At 68.2% G+C, this 24755-nt stretch carries 22 protein-coding genes, 2 tRNA genes and 1 rRNA gene; 9 read left to right on the forward strand and 16 right to left on the reverse strand.

The window, feature by feature from the left end; translation table 11 throughout:
- Positions 1–63, reverse strand: a 16S ribosomal RNA gene (locus ACIBH4_RS04360); the annotation flags it as partial.
- A gap of 637 nt (positions 64–700) precedes the next feature.
- On the opposite strand from ACIBH4_RS04360, the gene ACIBH4_RS04365 reads away from it, so the two are divergent.
- Positions 701–1111 carry a hypothetical protein gene (locus ACIBH4_RS04365; RefSeq protein ID WP_350947823.1) on the forward strand — a complete coding sequence of 137 codons (411 nt, stop codon included), beginning with the start codon at positions 701–703 and terminating at the stop codon, positions 1109–1111.
- A gap of 410 nt (positions 1112–1521) precedes the next feature.
- Here the strand turns inward: ACIBH4_RS04365 and ACIBH4_RS04370 are convergent, their stop codons facing one another.
- The 7 genes from ACIBH4_RS04370 to ACIBH4_RS04400 form a co-directional block, all read right to left on the reverse strand.
- On the reverse strand, positions 1522–1950 hold the full coding sequence (locus ACIBH4_RS04370; RefSeq protein ID WP_362510035.1) for a PH domain-containing protein: 429 nt from the start codon (positions 1948–1950) through the stop codon (positions 1522–1524).
- Between the two features lie 174 nt (positions 1951–2124).
- A tRNA-Met gene (locus ACIBH4_RS04375) sits at positions 2125–2201 on the reverse strand.
- Positions 2202–2425: 224 nt separating this feature from the next.
- Positions 2426–2502: transfer RNA gene (locus ACIBH4_RS04380), tRNA-Met, on the reverse strand.
- A 71-nt stretch (positions 2503–2573) separates the two neighbouring features.
- Positions 2574–5516: a UPF0182 family protein gene (locus ACIBH4_RS04385; RefSeq protein WP_362764159.1), complete on the reverse strand. Its 2943-nt coding sequence runs from the start codon at positions 5514–5516 to the stop codon at positions 2574–2576.
- Positions 5517–5836: 320 nt separating this feature from the next.
- Entirely contained in the window at positions 5837–6883 is a 1047-nt protein-coding gene (locus tag ACIBH4_RS04390) for a PDZ domain-containing protein (protein WP_362510029.1), read from the reverse strand.
- An 83-nt stretch (positions 6884–6966) separates the two neighbouring features.
- Entirely contained in the window at positions 6967–7392 is a 426-nt protein-coding gene (locus ACIBH4_RS04395) for a molybdenum cofactor biosynthesis protein MoaE (RefSeq protein WP_362510027.1), read from the reverse strand.
- A 101-nt stretch (positions 7393–7493) separates the two neighbouring features.
- Positions 7494–8570 carry an NAD-dependent epimerase/dehydratase family protein gene (locus ACIBH4_RS04400; protein WP_362510073.1) on the reverse strand — a complete coding sequence of 359 codons (1077 nt, stop codon included), beginning with the start codon at positions 8568–8570 and terminating at the stop codon, positions 7494–7496.
- A gap of 79 nt (positions 8571–8649) precedes the next feature.
- Here ACIBH4_RS04400 and ACIBH4_RS04405 point away from each other — a divergent pair, with 79 nt between their 5' ends.
- The 3 genes from ACIBH4_RS04405 to ACIBH4_RS04415 all read left to right on the forward strand — a co-directional run bounded on the left by ACIBH4_RS04405 (position 8650) and on the right by ACIBH4_RS04415 (position 11652).
- A complete protein-coding gene (locus tag ACIBH4_RS04405; protein ID WP_362510024.1) occupies positions 8650–9951 on the forward strand; it encodes a zinc-dependent metalloprotease in 1302 nt (433 codons plus the stop codon).
- Positions 9948–10493, forward strand: a complete 546-nt coding sequence (locus ACIBH4_RS04410; protein WP_362510021.1) for an NUDIX hydrolase — start codon at positions 9948–9950, stop codon at positions 10491–10493. Before ACIBH4_RS04405 ends, ACIBH4_RS04410 begins: the two co-directional genes overlap by 4 nt.
- Before the next feature lie 136 nt (positions 10494–10629).
- Positions 10630–11652, forward strand: a complete 1023-nt coding sequence (locus tag ACIBH4_RS04415; protein ID WP_362764156.1) for an endonuclease/exonuclease/phosphatase family protein — start codon at positions 10630–10632, stop codon at positions 11650–11652.
- A 15-nt stretch (positions 11653–11667) separates the two neighbouring features.
- Here ACIBH4_RS04415 and ACIBH4_RS04420 read toward each other — a convergent pair whose 3' ends face one another.
- Together ACIBH4_RS04420 and ACIBH4_RS04425 are read right to left on the reverse strand one after the other, a co-directional pair.
- Positions 11668–12267: a hypothetical protein gene (locus tag ACIBH4_RS04420; RefSeq protein WP_362510015.1), complete on the reverse strand. Its 600-nt coding sequence runs from the start codon at positions 12265–12267 to the stop codon at positions 11668–11670.
- Positions 12264–12641 carry a M48 family metallopeptidase gene (locus tag ACIBH4_RS04425; RefSeq protein ID WP_386205879.1) on the reverse strand — a complete coding sequence of 126 codons (378 nt, stop codon included), beginning with the start codon at positions 12639–12641 and terminating at the stop codon, positions 12264–12266. Before ACIBH4_RS04425 ends, ACIBH4_RS04420 begins: the two co-directional genes overlap by 4 nt.
- 606 nt (positions 12642–13247) lie before the next feature.
- On the opposite strand from ACIBH4_RS04425, the gene ACIBH4_RS04430 reads away from it, so the two are divergent.
- Both ACIBH4_RS04430 and ACIBH4_RS04435 read left to right on the forward strand, forming a co-directional pair.
- On the forward strand, positions 13248–14348 hold the full coding sequence (locus ACIBH4_RS04430) for a ThiF family adenylyltransferase (protein WP_362764153.1): 1101 nt from the start codon (positions 13248–13250) through the stop codon (positions 14346–14348).
- Between the two features lie 136 nt (positions 14349–14484).
- The gene (locus ACIBH4_RS04435; protein WP_362510006.1) at positions 14485–15822 is read left to right on the forward strand and encodes an AarF/UbiB family protein; all 1338 of its coding nucleotides are present in this window, start codon (positions 14485–14487) and stop codon (positions 15820–15822) included.
- A gap of 457 nt (positions 15823–16279) precedes the next feature.
- Here ACIBH4_RS04435 and ACIBH4_RS04440 read toward each other — a convergent pair whose 3' ends face one another.
- From ACIBH4_RS04440 to ACIBH4_RS04460, 5 genes are all read right to left on the reverse strand, one after another.
- The gene (locus tag ACIBH4_RS04440; protein WP_362764150.1) at positions 16280–16474 is read right to left on the reverse strand and encodes a hypothetical protein; all 195 of its coding nucleotides are present in this window, start codon (positions 16472–16474) and stop codon (positions 16280–16282) included.
- Between the two features lie 105 nt (positions 16475–16579).
- Positions 16580–16849, reverse strand: coding sequence for a WhiB family transcriptional regulator (locus ACIBH4_RS04445; protein ID WP_329085648.1), 270 nt, complete (start codon positions 16847–16849; stop codon positions 16580–16582).
- Between the two features lie 129 nt (positions 16850–16978).
- Complete coding sequence (locus ACIBH4_RS04450; protein ID WP_362510002.1) at positions 16979–17281, reverse strand: hypothetical protein; 303 nt, start codon at positions 17279–17281, stop codon at positions 16979–16981.
- Positions 17282–17396: 115 nt separating this feature from the next.
- A complete protein-coding gene (gene tesB / locus ACIBH4_RS04455) occupies positions 17397–18263 on the reverse strand; it encodes an acyl-CoA thioesterase II (RefSeq protein WP_362509999.1) in 867 nt (288 codons plus the stop codon).
- A complete protein-coding gene (locus tag ACIBH4_RS04460) occupies positions 18260–20332 on the reverse strand; it encodes an ATP-dependent DNA helicase UvrD2 (RefSeq protein WP_362509996.1) in 2073 nt (690 codons plus the stop codon). Before ACIBH4_RS04460 ends, tesB begins: the two co-directional genes overlap by 4 nt.
- 175 nt (positions 20333–20507) lie before the next feature.
- Here ACIBH4_RS04460 and ACIBH4_RS04465 point away from each other — a divergent pair, with 175 nt between their 5' ends.
- The gene (locus ACIBH4_RS04465) at positions 20508–21692 is read left to right on the forward strand and encodes an alpha/beta hydrolase (RefSeq protein ID WP_362509994.1); all 1185 of its coding nucleotides are present in this window, start codon (positions 20508–20510) and stop codon (positions 21690–21692) included.
- A 58-nt stretch (positions 21693–21750) separates the two neighbouring features.
- Positions 21751–22005: a glutaredoxin domain-containing protein gene (locus ACIBH4_RS04470; RefSeq protein WP_362509991.1), complete on the forward strand. Its 255-nt coding sequence runs from the start codon at positions 21751–21753 to the stop codon at positions 22003–22005.
- A gap of 66 nt (positions 22006–22071) precedes the next feature.
- On the opposite strand, the gene nudC is transcribed toward ACIBH4_RS04470, so the two are convergent.
- Positions 22072–23049 (reverse strand): NAD(+) diphosphatase, encoded by a 978-nt coding sequence (gene nudC, locus ACIBH4_RS04475; protein WP_362509988.1) that lies wholly within the window; start codon positions 23047–23049, stop codon positions 22072–22074.
- Positions 23050–23425: 376 nt separating this feature from the next.
- Here nudC and ACIBH4_RS04480 point away from each other — a divergent pair, with 376 nt between their 5' ends.
- Positions 23426–24595: a siderophore biosynthesis protein gene (locus ACIBH4_RS04480; RefSeq protein ID WP_362509985.1), complete on the forward strand. Its 1170-nt coding sequence runs from the start codon at positions 23426–23428 to the stop codon at positions 24593–24595.
- Positions 24596–24755 lie beyond the last annotated feature (160 nt).

Genomic DNA, 24755 nt, shown 5'->3' on the forward strand with positions numbered 1-24755 from the left:
GACTTGCATGTGTTAAGCACGCCGCCAGCGTTCGTCCTGAGCCAGGATCAAACTCTCCAAACAATGTCTGAACAGTCCTTACCCAGCTGAAAGCACCCACCCTCAACGGGCGAATGTGTTCAACCAAAGGAATCCATCCCCCACCACAAGGGTGGTAGGACGGGGTTGTGCTTCATGCACTGGCTTTTAACACACTGTTGAGTTCTCAAGAAACGGACGCGTACACCATCACCCACACCCGACCAACCGGTCCGGCAGAACTCCGGGGCGTTCCATTTCGTATCACTATCTTATCGGAAGTGCCGGTTTCGTGTCAAACTGTCGGATTTTCCGACCATCGACTCGAACCCGTCGAACCCGCTAGGATTGCGACCACCCCGTTTCCAGGGCAACCCCTCTAACTTACTCCAACATCCGGTCGCTGTCCAATCACATGGACACATCCGGTTTGCCGGGATGGAGAGAGGGTTTTGCCGGGCAGTTAGTTCGCTCCTGGAGGTTTAAACCTGGAGGCTCGCTGCCCTGCGGAAAGAACACTACCAGGACTCTCACGTCACAGAGACAACTTGCCAACCATCCCGGAGACTCGCGCGTCCCAAACAGGCAAGCGCGCAACCAGACGTCAAGCCATCCGCAATCGACTCTGGATACGAAGAGGCGCGAGGGTCAGAATCCTGACTCCGCCGTGGAGGTGAGCACCATGACCCGCTCGGAGTTCGACGACATCCGCGCGCACATCGATGCGGAGGCCGACCACCCAGGCGACCTGCTGAGGGTTGCCAGGTCTCTGCTGAACGACCTTGAAGACGCACGTATGAGAGAGGCGACCCTCCGCGCCTACTATCTGCGTCTCCTCACCGCGGCTCGGGCGACGGTCGCCGCGGAGGCGGCCGGCTACCCGGAGCCGTTGACCTTCCTCACCGACGAGCTCGCCAAGCGCGGCCAGCTCCCGACATCCGAGGACGAGGTGAACCGGATCCTCGGCGACGCCCACACCGCGGCGGCGCTGCTGGCCTGCCTTGAGGAGAATCCTCTTGGGACGACCCCGATGAATACCGGAGGGTCTCGCGCGCGGAGGTGCGCCGGCACAAGCCGTAGCCTCCCGCGATGAGGCGTTCCGCGTCATTGACCTGGGCTTGAACCAAGATCTGTAAGACTCCAGGCATGTTGCAGCGAGGGCTGAATTGGGCTGCGGCGACCCTCGTGGGCGTCTTCGGCTTTGTCTGGACCGGTGTAGTGATGTTCGCGGCCGTCGAGACCTCGACGTGGACGTGGATAGGACAGGTCTCTTTCGGGGCCTTCCTCACCTGCTGGGCTTGCTACAAGGCGAGTCTGCTGGTGCGTTGCACCAAGCCCAGCTTCGTCCCGAGACATCGCCGAGTGAGGGTCAGAGCCTGAGGGATGTCCTCGCGAGCCGAGACCCGGCAGCCGCTCATCGGCGCCGGGTCCCGGTTCGGAGTAGGCACGGCGGGGGCGGTCCGGAACGGAGTCTCGCGTCCCGGCCGCCGGGGACCGGGCAGACTATGACCCCGTCCGGAACGAGCGGAGCTCGTCGGCCACCTGCCGGCACGGCACTCCCAGGTCGAACCGGCTGAGCAGGTGAATGCCCTCCCCCGTGTCGATCTCCAGGAGTTCCGTACGCGAGGTGAAGCGGGTCCTTGTGTCCACCCGGATACGCTCGACGGCGCTCCACGGCACCCGTTCGGATCCGGCGAAGCCCTTCACCACGACGAGACCCTCGCCATCGGCCGTGAGCCGTACCGGAGCGAGGAGATCGCGTACCACCAGCGCTGTCAGGATCGCGGCCGCGGCGCCCGCCAGGATCGCCCCCCGTGGGTCGTCGAGGGTGAGAACCGTGAGCACCGCGAGGGCGAACGCCCCGACGATCTTCATAATGAGGAGATCGCGGCGCACGCGCCAGCGCAGGACAGGTCCGGACGTTTCGCTCACAACGGCACGCCACCTCTCAAACTCAGGCATCTCTCGAAATGCCTCCCGCACGCCCGGCCCGACATCCCCTGGCGTGTACGGCGATGTGATGCCCCGGCCAAGCGCACGAAGGCGAGGTCTCGACTGCCGAAAACGCGGAAGGCCCTGATCTCTGGGAGATCAGGGCCTTCCGATTGGTAGCGGGGACAGGATTTGAACCTGCGACCTCTGGGTTATGAGCCCAGCGAGCTACCGAACTGCTCCACCCCGCGTCGGTGTGTGTTTGAACACTATCCGGGATTCCCCTCGGGCTGCAAATCGGCACGGGAATGCGAGGTCAGCGGCCTCACATCGCCCCGTGCGCGGAGCCTCTGGGGTGTCACAGACGGGCACGAGGCGCTATCCCCATCGCAGAGCCTCTGGACGCGGTGGAGCCCGAGAAGGGAACAACAAAAAAAGCCCCGGTCGCCGTTTCCGGCGACCGGGGCCTTCTCATTGGTAGCGGGGACAGGATTTGAACCTGCGACCTCTGGGTTATGAGCCCAGCGAGCTACCGAACTGCTCCACCCCGCGTCGGTGTATGTCTCAACCATACCCGGCTTTGGTGGCGGACGCGAATCAGATCGCTGGGCCCCAATGTCTTTTTAGGGATTCGGTGTGGGTGTCGGTGTGGCGGATGGGACAGGCGTGGGTGTCGCCGACGGTGCCGGGGATCCCGACGCCGAGGGAGACGGGGTGGGCGCGGGGCTCGCCTCGGCGCCCTTCAGCTTCGACAGCGCCGCCTGGAGCTCCTTCTGGGCCTCGCCATAGTCGTTCCAGTTCGGCGGGTCGGCCTGGAGAGCGGCCTGCGCCTTGTCGTACGCCTTCTGCGCCTCGTCGATCGCCTGAGCCAGCGCGGTGGTGGGCTGGTTGGCGTTCGCCTCCTCTGCCGGCTTCCCCTCCCCCTGCTGCTCCTGTGGAGCGGCCTGGGTGCTGTCACCGAAGACCTGTTCCAGCGCACCCTTGAGCGTGTCGGCCGAGCCGACCTTGCTGCCGTAGGCCACCAGGACGCGGCGGAGGATCGGGTACGGCTCCTGACCGGAGGCGGCCGCGATCTCCACGTAGACCGGTTCGACGTAGACCAGGCCGTCGGCGAACGGCAGGGTCAACAGGTTGCCGTAGCGGACCTTCGCCTGGCCGAGTCCGAGCAGGTTCAGCTCACCGGAGAACTTGTTCTGGAAGTTGTTCTGCACCTGGCCGGGACCGGGGATCGTGGTGTTGGAGGGCATGCGCAGGATGCGCAGCTTTCCGTAGTCGTCTCCGGGGGTGGCGTCCACGGCCATGAACGCGGCCAGGTTGGGTCCCTGGCGCGGCACGAACGTGGTGGTCAGCGAGAACGTGGGCTTGTCGGTGCTCGGCATCTTGACCGACAGGTAGTACGGCGGCTGCTTGATGTCACGCTCGCCCGAGGACGGGTCGTTCGGGACGTTCCAGAAGTCCTGGCCGCTGTAGAAGGCGTTCGGGTCGGCGATGTGGTACTGGGAAAGCACGTCACGCTGGACCTTGAACAGCGCCTCCGGGTAGCGAAGATGCTGCCTGAGCTCGGGCGTCATCTCCGTCTGCGGCTTGATGACGCCGGGGAAGGCCTTGCGCCAGGTCTGCAGGATGGGGTCCTTCTCGTCCCAGGCGTACAGGTTGACGGTGCCGTCGTAGGCGTCGACCGTGGCCTTCACCGAGTTGCGCATGTAGTTGATCTGGTCGCGCGGCTGCGGGACCACTACGCGCGGGTCGGTGATGGTGTCGCGCGTCATCGCCTCCAGGCTCTTGCTCTGGGAGTACGGGTAGGCGTTGGACGTGGTGTACGCGTCGGCGATCCAGACCACCCTGCCGTCGACGATCGCCGGGTAGGGGTTGTCGTCCAGGCTCAGGAACGGCGCCACCTTGGCGATACGCTGCTGCGGGTTGCGCTCGTAGAGGATCTTGGAGTTCGGGTTGACGTCACCCGACAGCAGCAGGTTGATCTCGCCGTACTTGGCGGCGTAGAGCATCCGGTTGATGAAGGATCCGACCGGGACACCACCCTTGCCTTCGTAGGTGGTGTTCTTCTGGCCGGTGCCACCGCTCTCGGGGTAGTCGAGCTCCTGATTCCTCTGGCCGTTGCCACCGACGACGACGTACTCGGCCGCGCCGCGTGCCTCGCCGAAGTAGATCCGCGACTCCTTGAGCTTCGTCCGCTCCACCAGGGAACCGGTGACCGGCATGTCCTTGGCGTCGAAGTTGGGCAACCCCTCGGAGTCGACCTCGTTGCCGGGCGCCGCCACGAAACCGTTGCCGTGGGTGTAGACGAGATGCCGGTTGATCCAGTTGTTCTGTTCGGCCGGCGGCCCCGTGAGCTCTCGCACGGCCACGACGGTGTCGCGCATCGTGCCGTTCTCGTCGGGGTAGCGGTCGACGTCGAGCGGGTCGTGGAAGTCGTAGTAACCGCGAATCCGCTGCTTCTGCTGGTACGTCTTCGCGACCAGGCTGGGGTCGAGCAGGCGCACGCCGGAGATGGAGCTGTCGGCGCTGACGTTGACCTTGCTCGGGTCGCCCTGAGCCGTGTAATCGATCACCTCGGCGTCGTTGACGTCGTAGGCTGTTCGGGTCGCGTCGATGTTGCGTTTGATGTATTCCTGCTCCTTGCCCTGCTGGTTCGGCTTGACCTGGAACTGCTCGACCAGGGCCGGGTAGACCCCGCCGATCAGGATGGCCGAGAGCACCAGGAGGCCGAAACCGACGCCGGGCAGCATGCCTCCGGCACGCACGACCCCGGCGAAGAACAGGACCGCGCAGATCAGGGCGATGATCGCCAGGATGGTCTTGGCGGGAAGCACCGCGTTGATGTCGGTGTACGAGGCACCGTGACGGAATCCTCTGTCGGAGAAAACCAGCCCGTATCGGTCGACCCAGTAGGCGACCGCCTTCAGCAGCACGAAGATGCCCAGCAGCACCGACAGGTGCGCCCGAGCGCCGCGCGAGGCGTGCACGCCTGGTGACTGGAGCCGGAACCCGCCGTACAGGTAGTGCACGATCGCCGACAGCAGGGCGGAGAGCACCACCGCGACGAACAGGAAGTTCAGCACCATCCGGATGAAGGGATAGGTGAACATGAAGAAGGAGATGTCCATCTTGAACTGCGGGTCGGTCGTACCGAACGGCGTCGCGTTGATGAACTCCAGCCAGGTCTTCCACTGACCTGAGAAGGACGAACCAGAGAACAGGCCGAGTACCGCCACACCGATCAGGAAGATCAGTTTGCGGTGCGGATCAAGGGCCATCCGATAGCGGTCGGCGCCGCTGGCGCCACCGAACATTCCCGGGCCGAACATCGGTCGCATGCGGTACGCCAGCAGCATGTTGCCGCCGACGATCCCGACCATCAGCAGTGCGCCGACGGCGAACAGCAGGATCTGCGTGACGATCACACCGGAGAAGACGGCCGTGTAGTCGACCGAGTCGTACCAAAGGTACTCAGTAAAAATACCGGCAAAGAGAAAGAAAAGGATAACTATCGCGCCCAGCGCGATCGCGACGGGAACTAGCAGTCGTGGCCGGCGGGGCAAGCGCATTGCCCTGCCGGCTCCGGGGGTCCGGAAGCTCAAGGCCAACCCCTTGTCGTAAGAGCACGGTCCGTGTCTGGCAACCTACACCGGCGGGCAATGGGCCGCGTTCAGCCTTTCGGGCACGGTCCGGCCACAACACCAACTGGTCTCGGGTCCTCAGGTCCAACGTACGAGGACCCCGATGAGTGCCCCGCCACGAGGCCCGAGACCCGGAAAACCAGATCTTTTACCTAATTGGGCGACGCGTCCCGCTTTCCGGGCTTCTCTTGCCACTCGCTCCCGAGGTCGCATTCCCTCGCCCAGGAGCCCCCGTCCGGCTTCGGGAGTCAGCCCGCCGGGCAGCTCGGCACGGAACCCGAGCCGGTGCGGATCGCGTCGATCGCCTGGACTGCCTCGCGCAGGGTCGCGACCTTGACCAGCCTGAGTCCGTCCGGGATCGCCTTGACCGCCTCCGCGCAGTTTTCCGTGGGGGTAAGGAAGATCGTCGCTCCCGCCTTCCTCGCGCCGACCATCTTCTGCTGGATGCCGCCGATCGGACCGACGTCACCCTCCGCGGTGATCGTCCCGGTCCCCGCGACGGACTTGCCGCCGGTCATCGCCCCGGGGGTGAGCTTGTCGACGATGCCCAGGGAGAACATCATCCCCGCGCTCGGTCCGCCGACGTCACCGACGTTGATCTTGACCTGGAAGGGGAACTTGTAGCCGACCCGCATGGTGATGCCCACGAGGGGGGCGCCGTCCTGGCCCGCGACGGTCGGGACGGTGATGGTCATGCTCTCGGCGCCCCGGTTGACGACAAAACCAACCTGCTCGCCCGGCTTGTGCCTGCGGACGGCGGCGGAAACGCTCTCGCGGTCGGACACGGGGGTGCCGTCCACCGAGACGATCTCGTCGCCGATCTTGAACTTCCCGTCCGCGGGCAGGCCCTTCTCCGTGGAGGCCACGGTCACGACCGAGCTGTAGGGGATCTTCAATTCCGTCAGCGCCGCCGCGGTCGCGTCGTCCTGGGAGTTCGTCATCTCCTGGGTGTTCTGCTCCTCGACCTCCTTCGCGGTGGTCGCGGGAGGGAAGATCGTCTCCTCGGGCACGACCGCGATGGTGGGATCGATCCATCCCCTGAGCGCGCTGAAAAGATCGATCCTGGTGCCGGGTCCGCCCTGGTAGGCGACGGTGACGAGGCTGAGCTTGCCTTCCGTCGGATACGTCTGGCGCCCCTCGACGCTGATCACCGGCTTGCCGTCGACGTCCCCGATGGTGTTCTCGGTCGGCCCTGGGCTCAGCACGACGTACGGGACCGGCAGCAGGGCGCCGACCAGCGCGAACATGAGCGTGAGGAAGCCCGCCACCATGAGGGTCAGCGCACGTCGGGACATGGACAAAGCCTATGCCGTACGACAGGTCATGAAACCGCACCCGGACGCCGCCGCGCCGACGGTCGCGTACCGGCCGGTCGATCTCACTCGCAGGCCCCCACCCACTCGGAGGAGCCGTCGGCGAAAAACTGGTTCTTCCAGATGGGGACCTGGCTCTTGAGGTCGTCGATCAGCCTGCGGGAGGCCTCGAACGCCTCGCCTCGGTGTGGCGCGGCGACCGCCACGACGACCGCGATATCGCCGAGCCGCAGGTCACCGACTCGATGGACGGCGGCGAGCGCGGTCACGGGGAAGTCCGTGGCGATCTTCTCCGCCACCCGGCGAAGCTCGTCCACGGCGCTCGGGTGCGCCGAGTAGGACAGGCTCGTAACCGGCTTGCCGTGGTCCTGCTCACGGACCGTGCCGACAAAGACCGTCGTGCCGCCCGCGGCGTGGTCACCGACGGCGGCGAGCACCTCGTCGACGGAGAGCACGCTGTCGCGAATATCGAGCAACCGGATGACATCCACGCCGCAAAGCGTACCGGCAGGGAAAAACGGCCCCCGCCGCGCACCTTCGCGGACGGGATCCGCGCCCGGACCCGTACGAGCCTGTACACCCCGAGCGGACATCAGGTGGTGCGGCGCTTCTTGCGGGCGGCCCGGACGATCGCCGCGGTGCCGAGGACGGCGACGGTGGCGCCGGCCGCGGTGAGCGTGGCCTCCTTGCCGGACAGGCGACGGCCCACGACGGCGTGCCTGCCCTCGCGCAGCTTGAGGAGCTGCTCGAACGCGGCCTCGTTGCTCCACATCGGCTTCCAACCGGCCTCGCGCAGCGCGGCGCAGTCGACCACCCACGGGTAGACGACGTAGTGCAGGTCGGTGGCCGGGGCCGGGGTGATGCCGAGGCGGTGCAGGCGCTGGGCGGTGCCGAAGGTCAGCCCGGCGGGCAGCTCCAGCCGGCGCAGCCCGGAGATCTCCTCCACCTGCTCCTGCTCCAGCCACCCGTCGCCGCCGACGGCCACCACCCCCGAGACCGTGCCGAGCGCTGCCATCTCAAGGGCCGAGACGAGGTCGTCCACGTGGCAGAACTGCCAACGAGGGGCGCATCCCTTCACGGTCAGCAGCCGGGGCGCCTCGAAGTGCCTGGTCACCACGCTGTCGACGCCGGGGCCGACCACGGCGGCGGGCCGGACCACCGTCACGCCGAGACCGGGGTGGCTGCGCAGGGAGCGGCGGGCCAGCGCCTCGATCTCCAGATGGTCGCCGACCATGCCCGTGTCGGGCTCGGCGGCGACCGGCGCCCCCTCGGGCAGCGGGACCGGGTTGTCGGGGACGGCTCCGTACACCATGGCACTGGTGACCAGCACGACCCGCCGCACCCGCGCGGCCGCGCTGGCGGTGAGCACCGTCTGGGCCGCTCGCAGATTGTAGGCGCGCCGCTCCGTCGGGTTGACGTCGAGCGCGTAGTCGGCAGCCAGATGCACGAGCACGTCAATATCAGATATGCGGTTCGCCAAGAGCGGATCTCGGACATCGAGGACCCGCCAGGTGACGTCGGGGACGTCACCACGCTGCTCGTCGATGGCCACGACCCTGCGGAAATCCGCAGACGAGGCGACCTTCGCGAGGAAGGCACGGCCTAGGCCCGAGGCGGCGCCGGTGACGGCGACGACGGGGGGCCGGGAGCGTTTCGAGGTAGGCACCAGGTCCTCACTTTGCACTGACCCGCCATACGACGGATAACGTGGCGGATGTGGACTCCTCCATCCTGCACGAGGTAGAGCGGTGACTGACTTGCCAGGTCGGGAAAACGACCCCAACGAGAATCCGTTCGCCATGTTCGGCAACCCGGAGCAGATCGCAGCGGCAATGCGCCAGTTCGCCGACATGCTCTCCGCTCCGCCGACCTCAGGTCCCGTCAACTGGGACATGGCGAAGAACATCGCACGGCACGTAGTGGTCGCCGAGGGCGATCCAAGTGTCATGGAAGGCGAGCGGCGCCAGATCGTCGACGCCCTGAATCTGGCCGACCTGTGGCTCAACGAGGCCACCTCCCTGCCGAGCGGGGTGAGCAACCCTCAGGCCTGGAGCCGTTCGGAGTGGATCGAGAAGACTATTCCGGTCTGGCAGAAGCTCTGTGACCCGATCGCCGCCCGCATGGTCGAGACCATGAGCGGCACGCTCGGTGCCGCCGGTCTGCCTGCGGAGGCCCAGGCCATGGCCGGGCCGCTGATGGGGATGATGAAACAGATGGGCGGCATGATGGTCGGCCAGCAGATCGGCCAGGCCGTCGGCTCGCTCGCCCTGGAGGTGATCGGCTCCACCGACATCGGCCTGCCGCTGTCGGACAACGCCGCCCTGCTGCCCGGCGGCGTCGCGGCGTTCAGCCAGGGTCTGGAGATCCCCGCCGAGGAGATCCGCCTCTACCTCGCCCTGCGCGAGGCGGCCCACCACCGGCTTTTCCAGCACGTGCCGTGGTTGCGCGCGCACCTGCTCGGAGCGGTGGAGGAGTACGCCAGGGGCATCACGGTGGACGCCTCCGCGCTGGAGGAGCAGCTCCGCGGGCTCGACATCAACAATCCCGAGCAGCTCCAGCAGGCCCTGAGCGGCGGCAACCTGCTCAAGCCCGAGGAGACCGAGCGGCAGAAGGCCGCCCTGTCCCGGCTGGAGACCATGCTCGCCCTGGTCGAGGGCTGGGTCGGCACCGCCGTGGACGGCGCCGCGGACGGCAAGCTCCCCTCGGCGACCGCGCTGTCGGAGACCGTACGGCGCCGCAGGGCGACCGGTGGCCCCGCCGAACAGACCTTCGCCACGCTCGTCGGCCTCGAACTCAGGCCCCGCCGCCTGCGCGAGGCCGCCACCCTGTGGCAGGCCCTGGAGGCCGACCGGGGCGTCGACGGCCGCGACGCGGTCTGGAACCACCCCGACCTGATGCCCACCGCCGACGATCTCGACAACCCCGAGAGGTTCGTGCGGGGCGAGCCCGAGCTCGACCTGTCGTCCCTGGAGGGGACCCTGCGGGAGCCTCCCCGCGAGGGCGGCGACGCCGAGAAGAAGCGCGAGGACGACGAGGACGGGAGCGCGTGAGCCTGCGCGCCGACGCGAAGGACGTGCTCACGGGGTGGGTCGCCCCGACTGCGGAGGAGGAGATCCTCCGCAAGGAGTTCCTTGAGCACGTCCACGCCAATGACGACGCGATGTGGCGCGAATGCGTCACCGGCCACCTGACGGCCACGACCGCGGTGCTCTCCCACGACGGTGAGCGGGTGCTGCTGACGCTGCACCGCAAGGCCGGGATGTGGCTGCCCATGGGAGGTCACTGCGAGCGCGGCGACGCCTCCCTGGAGGCGGTGGCGCTGCGTGAGGCCACCGAGGAGTCCGGCATCGCGGGCCTGCGGCTGCTACCGGGCCCGCTCGCGCTCGACCGGCACCGGGTCTGGTGCCACCCCCCGCACAGCAGCCACCTCGACGTCGAGTACGGCGCCGTCGCTCCCGCCGACGTCGAGGCCGTGATCAGCGCCGAGTCGCTCGACCTGCGCTGGTTCCCGGTGGAGGAGATCCCCGAGCTCTCCGACGAGGCGACCCGCCGACTGGCCCGCCGCGCCCGTGAGGTCCTGCGTTCCAGGTGATCGGGAGCTCGATGCCGTACTCCGGCCTGCCCTGGACATGCCCCGAGGGTGTTGGACCGTTTTACGCTTGTCTCATCTTCTCCCGGATATCTTCGTTCTCATCGGGCTGTACGGAACGGATCGGGGCACTGTGAGCGTGAAGACAGCGGCTGACAGGGGCGCCGGACGTGTCGAGAGCGCGGTCGCGCCGTCGGCGCGCCGACGGCGTTGGAAGGTTCCCAAAACCTTCGCCTGGGCCACGGTGACCCCGTTCGCCGCCTGGGCGGTGGCCCGGGTGGCCGGGCTCGAACGCGACTCGCTGACCACCCAGCTCATGACCGGCACCCCGTACGTGGCCGCGGCCTCGCTCGTACCGCTGCTGCTGTCGGCGCTGACACGCAACCGGGCGGTGACGGCGGTGGCGCTGGTCACCACCGCGGCGCTCGGCCTCAGCGTGCTCCCCAGGGCCTTCCGTTCAGGGGATCCCGCGGTGGCGGCGGCGGGAACGCCGCTGCGGGTGCTGACGCTCAACACGCTGTTCGGGCGCGCCGAGCCCGACGCCGTGATGGATCTGGTCCGGCGGCTGGATCCCGATGTGTTCAGCACCCAGGAGCTGACCCCCGGGATGGTCGAGGAGCTGCGGGCCGCCGGGCTGGAGAAGATCCTGCCGTACCAGGTGCTGGAGCCGGAGTGGAGCGCCGGTGGAAGCGGCCTGTACGCGCGGTATCCGCTGACTCCGAGGCAGGACCTGTTCGAGGCGATCGGGCACAACATGCCCGCCGCGCTGATGACGATGCCCGGCACCAAACCCGTCGAGATCGTCGACGTGCATCCCTTCCCGCCGCTGGGCAGGCAGGTCTACGACTGGACGGCCGCGCTGGAGGCTCTGCCCCCCGCCGCGCCCGACACGATCCGCATCCTCGCGGGCGACTTCAACGCCAGCCTCGACCACGCGGCGATGCGGCGTTTCCTGAGCCGCGGCTACGAGGACGCGGCCGCCGTCGCCGGGGAGGGCCTCACCCCCACCTGGCCGGTCAACAGGCGCGTCCCCGCGCTGATCACGATCGACCATGTCGTGGTGGACCGGCGGGTGGGAGTCAACGCGGTCAGCGTGCACACCGTGCCCGGCACCGACCACCGGGCGGTCTTCGCCGACCTGCGACTACCTTCGCCGTCCTGACGGCTTTCCGAAACGTCAGGACGAGAGGAGCGCCCGGGTGTTGTCCCAGCCCTCCAGGCCGGGGTCGAGGAGACGGATGTCGTCAGGGGTGCGCAGGCGGTGCCAGCCGGGACCCCTCGCGACCATGCGGCTGCCGGGCGCGGAGGCGCGGAGCGCCTTGACCGGGTCGAGGTCGTCGAAACCCACCGTGGCCCAGTCCGGATAGGGCAGGTGGGCGGCGAGCGCCACCGTGCCACCCCCGGTGTCCGGGCAGACGGCGATCCTGGCCCGGCCCAGCTCGCGAAAGAGCTTGCCGATGAGCAACGGGGGCAGATCGGGCGCGTCCGCGCTCAGCAGGACCGCCTGCCGTCCGTACGGCAGGGCCGCGAAGGCCGCCTCGACCAGGGCGCTCCCGGAAAGGTCGGGGATCTCTACGACCGGGGTGCCCGGCCAGACGATCTCCTCCATGCCGGGGACGCTCGTCACCACGACCGGAGAGACGAAGTCGAGCCCGGCGACGAGCTCGTAGGCGTCTTCGGCGAGGGCCGTGAGGAAGAGGGCGGCGTCGACCCCCGCAGGGGCCGCGTCCGCCACGGAGGGCGTGACCAGGACGGCCACCACTCGGTCTTCCGTCAAAACCCCTCCGCGGAACCGTGAGCCGCCGTGGAGAATCCCTCCAGGAAGCCTCGCGCCCGCTCGGCCTTGGGATATCGTTCCACGAGCGCCCAGAAGCGCGCGCCGTGGCTCGGCACCAGCAGGTGGACGAGCTCATGCATGATCACATAGTCGACCACCCACGACGGCATGCCCCGGAGCCGCGTGGAGATCCTGATGGTCCCGTGATCGGGGGTGCACGAGCCCCAGCGGTGTTGTTGGTTCTCCACCCAGCGCACGCTCGACGGCCTCGCCTCCCCGCCCAGATATCGGGCCGACAGATCGACGGCCCGATCGAGGAGATCGTCGTCGGAGGGACGTCTGCGCTGCTCCTTGGCCGCGAGGCGATCGAGCATACGGCGCACCCATTGTTCCTCATCGGTGCTACTCAAACCGGCGGGGAGGAGCACGATCGTTTTCTCGCCGTCGCGGTACGCAGAAACCGTCCGCCGGCGGCGAGAACTACGACGGACCTCGACTGTCTCGGGGGGCACATATGAACGGTAGCCGAGAATGGCGAATTCACACCAGAGGGTAGAACACGTTCCCGCTGGTCAATCCCCGTTCGCCGATTGTTCAGCGTGGATGATCAACTATGACCGTGACTTATCTAATTAACCTGGATATCAGCCGTCTCATGCGTTGCCGAAACGCGGGACCCGCTGTTCTCTCTAGCCTGCCGCCCCTTCAAGCATGCCGTCGTAGATCATCTCGACGGGCCGGGCGAAGGGCTTCCGGCGCGGCGCGGCGTCGAGATCCCGTACCCGCCACCCGCCAGGGAGATCTTTTGAGCGGTCGACGGAGCGGGGATCCGGCAGGGGGTGAGTTGTCCACAGGATGGGAGTTATCCACAGGCGACGGGAAAGACGTCTGGGATCTTGAGGGGCCATGGCACGCTGGCACACCCGGCCCGCCCGCTCTCCCCAGCTCACCTGCGGGTTCCTCCTGAGAAAGGTTCTGCGATGAGACCACGTCTGAAGCCCGCCCTACGCCGCGTCGCCCGCGACGGACGCACCCTGCAGTTCGGTCTGCATCCCCGTCACGCGGTGGTGCTGACCGATCTGGAGCCGGGGGTCCGCCGCTGGGTCGAGAGTCTCGACGGCGTCCGTGACCTCGCGGGCGTGCTGGCCGGTGCCGTCGAGGTGGGCCTCGGCGAGGAGGGCGGCCGGACTCTGCTCGATCTGCTGGTCAGCCGTGGTGTGGTGGACGACGCGGGCGCGGGCCCCGGTCCGCTGCGCACACTCGCGACGGCCGAGTGTGACAGGCTCCAGCCGGATCTCGACGCGCTCTCCCTCACACCGGGCACGATCGACGGCGGTCTCGCCGTGCTGGAGCGCAGGCGAGAGGCCCAGGTGCGGGTCTACGGCGCGGGCCGGGTGGGCGCGCAGGTCGTCACCCTGCTCGCCGCCTCGGGGGTCGGTCGGATCTGCGTCATCGATCCCGGTACGGCCCGGCGAAGGGACGTCGTCCCCGGCGGGCTCGGCTGGACGGAGGTCGGAATGAGCAGGCAGGACGGCGCGGTCGCGGTGGCCAGGAGGCTCGCGCCCGGTCTCACGGCGTGGACCGGCGACAGGGCGGCCCAGCTGGCCGATGGGGCCAGACCTTTCGACCTGGCGGTGCTCGCTCCGGTGGGGCCCCTGGACGGTCTCCTGGTCAAGGAGCTCGTCGAGTGGGAGATCCCGCACCTGCTGGTCACCGCCTTCGAGGGCTCCGGGTCGGTCGGCCCTCTGGTGCTGCCTGGACGAAGCACATGCCTGCACTGCCTAGATTTGACCCGACGAGATCGTGACCCCGGTTGGCCTGTCGTCAGCGCCCGGCTGGGTGGTTTCCCCGCGGGAGAAATCGCGTGTGGGACGGTGCTGTCGACGCTGGTGGCGGCGACTGCCGCAGGTCACGCACTCGCCGTGATCGACGGCCATGAGCCCGCTGTGACCAACAGCACAGTGGAAGTATTGCCAGATTGGAGCTGGAAGAGGCGATCCTGGAGTGTTCATCCTCAATGTCGTTGCTTCCGAAACGAGTTGGGGTCGCTGACAATGGTCGCGTCGGCTGCCTGTCGCTGACGGACACACGGCTCACAAACACACAGCTGACAGACACAGCTGACGGACACAGCGGTCGGCTACCTGCCGCCGACGGATACACAGCGAAGGGAGGGAGCGGCGTCTCGCTGTAGCAGCGGATGCGCCGCTAACCAAGGTGAGTGACCTTCCGCGCCGCGCCGTTGCGCGCTCTGCCAAGCTGGCCGCCCTGCCGATCGGGTTCGCCGGACGCACCGCTCTCGGTCTCGGAAAACGGATCGGGGGCAAGTCCGCCGAGATCGTCGCCCAGGAAATCCAGGAACGCACCGCCGAGCAGATCTTCAAGGTTCTCGGGGAGCTCAAGGGCGGGGCGATGAAGCTCGGCCAGGCGCTGTCCATCTTCGAGGCGGCGCTGCCCGCCGAGGTCGCCGGCCCCTACCGCGCGACCCTGACCAAACTCCAGGACGCGGCTCCGCCGCTTCCCGCGGCGACCGTGCACAAGGTCCTCGTCGAGCAGTTGGGCGACGACTGGCGGGAGAACTTCCTGTCGTTCGACGACAGGCCCACCGCCGCCGCGTCGATCGGGCAGGTGCACAAGGCCGTCTGGCACGACGGCCGGACGGTCGCGGTGAAGATCCAGTATCCGGGGGCGGGGAAGGCGCTGCTCTCCGACTTCACCCAGCTGTCCAGGCTCGGCAAGCTCTTCGGGGTGCTGCTGCCCGGCCTCGACATCAAGACTGTGCTGAGCGAGTTGCGCGAACGGGTGGTCGAGGAGCTCGACTATCTCCACGAGGCCGAGGCCCAGCACGCCTTCGCCCTGGAGTACAAGGACGATCCCGACTTCCTGATCCCGGACGTGATCGCCGCCAACGAGCAGGTGCTCGTCTCCGAATGGGTCGACGGCACCCCTCTGTCGCGGATCATCGCCGACGGCACCCAGGAGCAGCGTGACCGGGCCGGTCTCCAGCTTGTCCGTTTCCTGTTCTCCTCACCCGCGCGGCTGGGCATGCTCCACGCCGACCCCCACCCGGGTAACTTCCGGATCGTCGAGGACGGGCGGATGTGCGTGCTCGACTTCGGCGCGGTCAACCGGATGCCCGACGGATACCCGCCGGTCTTCGGGAAGCTGACCCGCATCTTCAACAACGGCGACATGGCGACCGTCGTGCAGGGCCTGCGCGACGAGGGCTTCATCCAGCCGCACATCGAGATCGACCCCGAAGCCCTGCGGGCGTTCCTCGCCCCCTACGTCGAGCCGACCGCCGTGGAGGAGTTCTCCTTCAGCAGGGAGTGGCTCCAGCAGCAGGCCGCCATGGCCACCGACCTGCGTCCCGGCAATGTGGTGCGCCAGCTCAACCTGCCGGCCTCGTACGTTCTCATCCACCGGGTGCACGCGGCGGGGGTCGGTGTTCTCTGCCAGCTCGGCGCCACCGCCCGCTTCCGCGAGGAGGTCATCCGCTGGGTCCCCGGGTTCACCGACGAAGACTCGGGAGAACCCACTCTCACCAGCGCCTGAGGGATTTCTCCCTGCCACGACTTTCCGCTCCTGCGAGTTCTAGTTCTTCGACTTCTACGCGGACAGGGCGCCGGTGGCTCACCGGCGCCCGAGGGCTGTCCCCTTGTCGTGGCGCGGTGACGTACTGCGATACCCCTCGATGTGCCACGACGTGTTGCGATGCCTCTCGGACCTACCACGACGTGTTGCGATGCCTAGCGACGTGCCGCAACGTGCAGCGACGTGCAGCGACGTGGTGGATCCGGCGAGACGTTTGAGGGGTGGCCCGCCTGAGCGGGTCACCCCTCGTTCGTCTCGCTCTTTGAGTCCGTAGCCTCTCTCTGGCCCGTCTCGCTCTTCACGTCCGTCTTCCGTGCGGCTTCGCGTGTTTCTCGTGCGTGCTCTACGCGTCGCCGCCGGTCCCTACCGGTCGGGTCGAACAGATCAAGACGGACAGATGACGACAGAGGACGATGGATCAGACGAGGCGCAGGATCGCGCTCCGCAGGCGCGCCGAGGCGCGCTCCGCGTCACGCTGGGCGCGCCGGAGGCGCTGAAGACCTGTGGCCCTGCGATGCTCCTCCGCCTCCCGGTGGAGGGTCCGTATTCGGTCACGGACCAGTTCTTCTTGCATAGACGGCAGGGGGAGGCTTCTGGTGTTGGAGTGGCTCATCGGGGTGGTCCTTTCGGAAACGTGTGGTTCGTGGTCGGCCGAGTTCTTGGTGATCCGGGTTCTCGGCGGTTCAGGTTCTGGGTGGTTCGGCGGTTGCCGGGTTGTTCAGGCAGCGACCGGGTTCTTGCGGGGACGCCCGCGCGGACGCTTCCGGGGAACGATCGCCCCCCGCAGGACAAGCTCGCCGCCCCAGACGCCCCACGGCTCCTCGCGCTCCAGCGCGCGGGCCAGGCAGGCCTCACGGATCGGGCAGCCCCCGCAGAGTGCCTTGGCGAACTCCACGTCCTCCGGAGACTCGGCGAACCACAGGTCGGGGTCGGTACGACAGGGGATTGTGGCTTCGTCGATCAGGTCCATGACCGTCTGGGCCCCCATCTGTTCACCTCTCAGCTAGGTGTTGATCTTCGGTTACCTCTTGGGGTGGGGGTCAGGAATGACGCGGACAAACAAGAAGGCCGCGGATCCTGGGTGCGGATCCGCGGCCTGAAGGCTTTTTTTCCTCGGTCAGGTTATGACCGGAGGTTGCCCCCAGGGTTGCGGACCGCGCAGTCCACCGTTTCCGATGTGCTTGGTCGTTGTTGCGTAGTTGCCGCCCAGCCCACTCCGAACAGCCGGGACGTCCGTCGCCGGGAAATCGACCGGAGTGAACCAACGACGGCCGGCTTCGGCGTGGAAGCGGGCAGAGTCCACCTGCAGAGCCAGAGCAGCCGCGCCGCCGGCGAGGATGACCTGACTGTCGCAAGGCAGAACGGTGTTACGGCGCGCGGAAGTGAGCCCCATCTGGGACTGCATCAGGATGCTCTTCACAGCGGACTCACCTCCATTCGTGGATCGTCGGACAGTAGCGTCCGACTTGCATGACCATGACCTTAAACCCCGGCCCGGGGAGTGGGCAACCTATTTTCTACCTGCGGTTTTGCGACTATCTCACGCGGATCATCGCCTCCTGAACTACCGACACGGCCAGTTTCCCGGACCGGGTGAACATCTCGCCCTTGGCGAGCCCCCGCGCCGCCCCGGACCAGGGCGACTCCTGGGCGTAGAGCATCCACTCGTCCACCCGGAAGGGACGGTGGAACCACATCGCGTGGTCCAGCGACGCGCCGAAGAGGTTGGACGCGCCCCATGCGAGGCCGTGGGTGAGAAGGACGGTGTCGACCAGGGTGAAATCGGAGGCGTAGGCGGCGAGCACCACGTGCAGCAGCGGATCGTCGGGCAGTTCCGCGTCGTAGCGGAACCACACGTTGGTGTTTGAACCGCGAAGCTCCGGGTCGCGGTAGGCCTCCCAGGTGAGAGGGGTGACGTAGCGGGCGTCCACCGGCCTCGGCCTGGACACCCACTCTCGCAGCGGCGAGTCCGGCCCCACCGCCTGCAGAATCCGGTCCCTGAAGAGCGGCAGACCCTCGGGGTCGACCACCTGCGGCATCGTGACCGCCTGGTGTTCGACGCCGGTCTCCGTCACGTGGAAGGAGGCCGACATGGTGAATATCGCCTTACCGTGCTGGATGGCCACCACCCGGCGGGTGGTGAAGGACCTGCCGTCGCGGACCCGCTCGACGTTGTAGACGATCGGGATGGCCGGGTCTCCGGGGCGGATGAAGTAGGCGTGCAGCGAGTGGACGTGGCGGTCGTCGGGCACCGTCCGTCCCGCGGCGAACAGCGCCTGGGCGGCTACCTGGCCACCGAAGACACGCTGGATGCGCTCCTTCGGGCTGCGTCCCCTGAAGATGTCGAGCTCGATCTGCTCCAGGTCGAGCAGGTCCAGAAGCTCCTTCAACGCCTCGTTCACGCGCCCTCCGTCTGGTTCGCGGCGATACGGCATAGTTCGAGTACCGCCTCACCATAACGATCAAGCTTGACCCGTCCGATTCCGGTGATGGCGAGGAGATCCTGCTCCGAAAGCGGCGCCCGTTCGGCGATGGCCTGGAGGGTGACGTCGGTGAAGATCGCCCACTGGGGGATCTTCTCGTGCTTGGCCACTCCCGTACGCCACGACTTGAGCGCCCCGAGCAGCGCCTCGTCGTAGTCGGCGGGGCAGCCCGCGCACCTGCCGAGCTTCTGCTCGGTGGCGACGGTGAGGGTCTTGCCGCAGACCCGGCAGCTGATCGGCGTGGCGACCTGGCGGCGGTCGGCCGGCGCGGTCGGGGCGTCGGCGCGGCTTTTCCGCGTGGAGCGGCCGGTGAGCCCGTCCAGGAAACGGGACGGTTTGCGGGAACGCCGCCCGCCCGGTGAGCGCGCCAGCGCCCACGACAGCGCGAGGTGGACGCGGGCGCGGGTGACGCCGACGTACAGGAGGCGGCGCTCCTCCTCGACCTGCTCGGGCGTCTCGGCGTAGATGATCGGCAGCATGCCCTCGGCGACGCCGACGAGGAAGACGGCGTCCCACTCCAGGCCCTTGGCGGCGTGCAGCGAGGCCAGGGTGACCCCTTCGACCGGCGGCGCGTGCTGCTCTCCGGCCCGGCGCTCCAGCTCGGCCACGAAGGCGGGCAGATCGGCGCCGGTGGCGGCGAGGTCCTCGGCGAGATCGGCCAGTGCCTTCAGCGACTCCCACTTCTCGCGGGCCTTGCCGCCGCCGGGGGCCTCGGGAGTGAGCCCGATGCCGGCCAGGATGTGGTGCACGGTCGAGGCGAGCGTGTCGCCGGGCTCGGCCGAGCGGGCGGCGCCACGCAGCAGCACGACCGCCTGGCGGACCTCGGGACGCTCGAAGAAGCGGTCGGCGCCGCGCAGCACGTACGGCAGGCCGGCCTTGGCGAAGGCCTGCTCGTACGCCTCGGACTGGGCGTTGACCCGGAACAGCACGGCGATCTCGCGGGTCGGCACGCCGGTGCCGACGAGCTTCCTCACCGCCCGCGCCACGCCCTCCGCCTCGGCGGTCTCGTCGTCGTACTCGGTGAAGACCGGTTCGGGGCCGTCGGGGCGCTGGGCGATCAGGGCGAGCTTGTGCGGGGTGCGCGCCCTGTCGAGCACCCGGTTGGCCAGGGAGACGACCTGGGGGGTGGAACGGTAGTCGCGGACCAACTTGATCACGGTGGCGTTGGGGTGCTCGACCGAGAAACCGGTCAGGTAGCGGGGGGTGGCTCCGGTGAAGGAGTAGATCGTCTGGTTGGGGTCGCCGACCACGCACAGGTCGTCGCGCCCGCCGAGCCAGGTGTCGAGCAGCAGTTTCTGCAGGGGGTTGACGTCCTGGTACTCGTCGACCACGAAGTAGCGGTACTGCTGGCGGATCTGGGAGGCCACCTCGCGGTGCTCGGTCATCACAGCCGCGGTGAGCTCCAGGATGGTCTCGAAGTCGACCAGGTGCCGGTCGCGGCGGAGGTTCTCGTAGGCCTCGTAGAGCCGGAAGACCTCCTCGGCGGGGGCGGGCGAGACGCGGCCCGCCTTTTTCGCGGCCTCCGCGTAGTCCTCTGGGGCGATCTGGGTGACCTTTGCCCATTCGATCTCGGAGGCGATGTCACGCAGTTCTGAACGGTCCTGGTTCCTGCGCAGGACGCGACAGGCGTCGATCAGCAGCGGCAGCTTCGACTCGATCACCCTGGGCGGGTCGCCACCGATGACGCGCGGCCAGAAGTAGGTGAGCTGGCGCAGCGCGGCGGCGTGGAAGGTGCGTGCCTGCACGCCCGGCGTGCCGAGGTGCCGCAGCCGCTGCCTGAGCTCACCGGCCGCGCGGGTGGTGAACGTCACCGCCAGCACGCCCTGGGCGTCGACCACCCCGCTGCGGACCGCGTGCGCGATGCGGTGGGTGATGGCGCGGGTCTTGCCCGTCCCCGCCCCCGCGAGGACACAGACCGGTCCTCTGACTGCTTCCGCCACCTCACGCTGCTCGGGATCCAGTGCCGCCAGAACGTTGTCGGGCTCCACGGAGCCTCCTTACACGCAGTCGAACGGACCGGGCGGCAACATCCTCCCAGTCACTGGCCAAGCATCAGTCATTCTGGCAACATGCCGCCGTCAACCTATGTGGTTCGCCGAGATGCACAAAGCGGGCTTTTTGCTCCACAATGGGGTCGACCGATCCGGGGGAAGGAAGAGGCTCGTGCGAACTGGGGTAACCGTAGGTGCACTCGCCCTGGCGACGGCGATGGTTGTACCCGCGGTGGCGTACACGACCGCGCACGCCCACACGGTCTCGGCTCCGGCCCAGGCCGGCGCACCCGGCTCGGCGGAGGCCCCCACAGGCAGAGCCACCACCGGTACGGTGAAGAACGGCGCGGACGAGGCGGATCGCAGCACGTACGGCACGGCGAAGGCGACCATCGGGGTGGCCGAGATCGGCACGGTCGCCGCGGGCACGACCGGCACAGGGACCGGCGTGAGCAAGGCCGGCACAGGCACAGGCGGCACGGGCACGGGCGACCCCAAGAAGACCTCCACCCAGAAGACCCGCGCGGGCAACCCGACGCCCCCTCCGGTGGGCCAGCCCGACCCCCTGGTGCAGGGCACGGTCGTCAACACCGTCGCGTACGGTCGGCACGTCCGCCAGCGCATGGATGTCTGGTATCAAACCGACGAGCTGAAGCGGCCGGGTGTCTTCCTGATCCACGGCGGCTGGTGGTCGTCGGGCGACAAGAAGTACATGACCGAGATAAGCCGCAGCTACGCCGAGCAGGGCTACGTCGTCTTCAACATCAACTACCGCCTCTCCACCGACGCCTCCTGGCCGGCACAGCGCACCGACACGCTGAGCGCGATCGCCACCGCGCGGCGGAACGCGGCGCTGTGGTCCTTCGACCCGAACAACTACGTGGTCATCGGTTTCTCCGCCGGAGGCCACCTCGCCGGCGCCGTGGGCACCTACAAGAACGGCTGGCCCGGCATGCGCGGCGTCGTCGGCATCTCCCCGGTGATGTCCCCGCTCACGGCGTACACCGAGGGCATCGACACCTTCGACCTGGAGAGGCGCAAGCTTCGCGAGTCGGCCATCAGGCTCGCCGGGGGCTGTGAGCCCACCGGCAAGTGCGCCAGGGTCTGGGCGAGCATGGAGGTACCGTGGCACGCGAGCCGCGGTGACGCGCCCATGCTGGTCGTGCACTCGGAGGACGAGTTCGTGTCGCCGGAGCACAGCGAGCAGCTCAAGGAGCACCTGCGCAAGGTCGGCGTGCCGGTGACGATAGTCACCGAGCCCGGCATCGCGCACAGCTCGCCTCTTTACCGGCTGCCCGGCGTGGCGGACCGGGTTCAGCAGTGGGTCGCGGAGAAACTGCTCCCATCGGGAAGATGAACGGCCCTCGCCGTGTTGCCATTGGCGCCGGACATCACATGAGGGGATTTTTCACGACATGGCGCTCACTGTGTACACCACGACCTGGTGCGGTCCCTGCAAACGGCTGAAGAGCCAGCTCAGCCGCGAAGGGATCTCCTACAAGGAGATCGACATCGAGAGCAACCCGGACGCCGCCACGTTCGTCATGAGCGTGAACAACGGCAACCAGGTCGTTCCCACCGTCGTGGTCGACTCCCCCACCGGCCAGGTCGTCAGGACCAACCCCTCGGTGATCGAGCTCAAGCGCATCCTGGCGGGCGCGGGCGTGTAACCGCCCTCGCGACGTCGGAGCCCCGGTCTCACTTCCACGGACACCGGGGCTCTCGTATGCCAGGGTTCACCAGTCGCCGGTGAGCGGCTCGCCGTACCAGGCCTCGATGAGCCTGCGGGCGATCGACACCTCGGGCGGCAGGCGCACCTCGCCGCTCTCCACCGCGGCCAGCAGCTCGGCACGGCTGAACCAGTGGGCCTCGGCGATCTCCTCGGCATCGAGGACGAACTCCGTCGACGTGGCCCGCGCGAAGAAGCCGAGCATCAGGCTGCGCGGGAAGGGCCAGGGCTGGCTGCCCATGTAGCGCGGCTCGACGACGCGCACACCGACCTCCTCGACCACCTCGCGCGCCACGGCGTGCTCCAGCGACTCGCCGGGCTCGACGAACCCGGCCAGTACCGAGAGCCGCCCCTCGGGCCACTGCGGCCCCCTGGCCAGCAGGCACCTGTCGTCCTCGTCGTGGACCAGCATGATCACCGCGGGATCGACCCGGGGGAAGTGCTGGCTGCTGTCCTTGGGACAGACGCGTACGTGCCCGCCCGCGCGCACCTCGGTGGCGCTCCCGCACCGGGGACAGAACTCGTGGGTGGAGTGCCAGGCGTCCAGGGCGACCGCGTACACCAGCAGCCCCGCGTCCAGATCCTCCAGCATCGCCCCCACCTGGCGGAGCCCAGCGGTGAGGGTCTGGCCCTCCTCCAGCTCCGAGGAGGCGAGCGGGGCGACGATCCGGTTGAAGGAACCGGTGTGGACGCTGTCCGCCAGCGGCGCCGCCACCGCGAAGTAGGCGATGCCCTCGGCGTCGACACCGAGCAGGTAGCGCTCGCCGTCCGGCGCCTCCGCCGTGGGCAGCAGGACCAGCTTGGCCTCTCCGCCACTGCGCCGGATCAGCGCCTGCCCGTCGTCGATGACCACGACCCTGGTCGCGGTGTCCGCCCAGGCCTTTTCGAGCCACTCGGCGTCGCCGCGAAGCGCCGCCGACCGGTCGATGGCACTGCGCGCGAGCAGCAGCGGTCCCAACAGTCCTTCTTGTGCCGCGATCTCCACGCCGTTCAGCCTCCCCCACCGAGTGCACATACTATGCCGCAGGACGAAGCCCCTATCGCCCCTCTCCGCGTACAGGTCTTCCGCCCTTCTCGACGTACGCGCGGGAAAGGTGGCATACGTCTCGGCGCACGCCCCCCTCCCCCCTTCTCGGCATGAGCACGGGAGAGGTGACACACGCCTCGATGTATCACCGATTTTCCTCCTTCCTCGCCCCTCGCCCGGTTCTTCCCGCCCTGTACAGAGGGCTCTGCGGGCTCTCATCATTGGGCGACACGGACATCTACTGTCAATAAGCTGATCGCCTCCGCGTGCCGATCGACCTCAGGCTAGGATCTCCGAGTTAGGTTAGCCTTGCCTGATATCGGGGGTCCCTGCATTGCGGCTGTACCTCACCGCGCTGAAACCGACCGACTCGGTCAGCGACGGCTTTCTCCCTGCGGCACGTGCGCTCGGCTGCGAGGTCACCATCCTCACCGACCGGCCCGAGCGGTACCGCGACTCCGGGGCCGAGGTGCTCCGCTGCGACGTGCGCGACGCGCGGGCGGTGATCGACACCGTCGCGCACCACCACGCCCCGGACGCGATCTTCTCGAACTCCGACCACATCCAGGCGGAGACCGCGCTCGCCGCCGCGTACTTCGGCCTGCCGGGCAAGGACTGGCGGGCCTGCGTCGACACCAAGAACAAGGCGCTCACCCGGCGGCGGCTCGCCGCCGACGGAGTCGAGACCGTCCGTTCCGCACGGCTGGCACCGGACGATCCGCCGCCCGCGGACATGCCGTTCCCCGCGGTCGTGAAGCCACGCGAGGGCGTGGCGAGCGAGGACGTCGTACTGGTCCGCGACGCGGGCGAGCTCGCGGATGCCGTCGCGGCCATCCGGGACAGGCGCCCCGGAGAGACGCTGGTCGTGGAGGAGTATCTCGACGGCCCTCTGCACACGATGGAGACGCTCGGCGACGGCGAGCGGATCAGGGTGCTCGGCGGTTTCCGCACCACCCTCGGGCCGCTGCCGTACTTCGTGGAGGAACGGCTCGACTGGGAACCACCCCCCGGCCGCGACCACGTGCTGCGGGCCCTTGGGGCGCTGCGGGTCGGGTTCGGGGCCTGCCACACCGAGTACGTGATGACCCCGGCCGGGCCGCGGATCGTCGAGGTCAACTACCGGATGATCGGCGACCACTGTGACTTCCTGCTGGCGAGCATGCTGGACGCGCCCCTGTTCGAGCTCGTTCTCGGCGTGCATCTCGGAGCGCGTCTCGGTGCGCAACCGCGGCCTTCCGACCAGGGCCAGGGGCACGCGACCGCGCTGAGCCTCGTCGCCGACCGGCCTGGAACCGTGGTGAGTGCTCCGGGCACGGTCGTTCCCGCACCCGGCGACCCGGTCCGTATCTGGCACCGGCCGCTGCGCGCGACGGGCGACCGGATCGACCTGAGCAACACCAACCGCGACTACGTGGGCATCGTCCGCGCGATCGGACCCGATCGGGCCCGCGTGGACGCGGCCGTCGCGGCATTCACCTCGGAGAACCCGTGGGTGATCGCGTGAGCCGGAACAACGTGGACGATCGGGTGGGCCAAAACCCCGTGGGCGACCGAGTGCGCCCTGGAACCACGGGTGACCGTGCGGACCGGGAACGCACGACCGATCGCGTGGTCCGCGGAGGTCCCGGGGAGGTGTCGGCGGGTCGGCGATCCACGGGTGACCG

Origin of the sequence: Streptosporangium sp. NPDC050284, from assembly GCF_044459525.1 — a bacterium.
In the GTDB taxonomy this organism is placed as follows: Bacteria; Actinomycetota; Actinomycetes; order Streptosporangiales; family Streptosporangiaceae; genus Streptosporangium.

Coding starts and splice junctions, on each gene's coding strand:
- ACIBH4_RS04365 (WP_350947823.1), top strand. CDS start 701: ATGACCCGCTCGGAGTTCGACGACATCCGCGCGCACATCGATGCGGAG.
- ACIBH4_RS04385 (WP_362764159.1), bottom strand. CDS start 5,516: ATGCGCTTGCCCCGCCGGCCACGACTGCTAGTTCCCGTCGCGATCGCG.
- ACIBH4_RS04390 (WP_362510029.1), bottom strand. CDS start 6,883: ATGTCCCGACGTGCGCTGACCCTCATGGTGGCGGGCTTCCTCACGCTC.
- ACIBH4_RS04425 (WP_386205879.1), bottom strand. CDS start 12,641: ATGCTCGATCGCCTCGCGGCCAAGGAGCAGCGCAGACGTCCCTCCGAC.
- ACIBH4_RS04430 (WP_362764153.1), top strand. CDS start 13,248: ATGAGACCACGTCTGAAGCCCGCCCTACGCCGCGTCGCCCGCGACGGA.
- ACIBH4_RS04440 (WP_362764150.1), bottom strand. CDS start 16,474: ATGAGCCACTCCAACACCAGAAGCCTCCCCCTGCCGTCTATGCAAGAA.
- ACIBH4_RS04445 (WP_329085648.1), bottom strand. CDS start 16,849: ATGGGGGCCCAGACGGTCATGGACCTGATCGACGAAGCCACAATCCCC.
- ACIBH4_RS04470 (WP_362509991.1), top strand. CDS start 21,751: ATGGCGCTCACTGTGTACACCACGACCTGGTGCGGTCCCTGCAAACGG.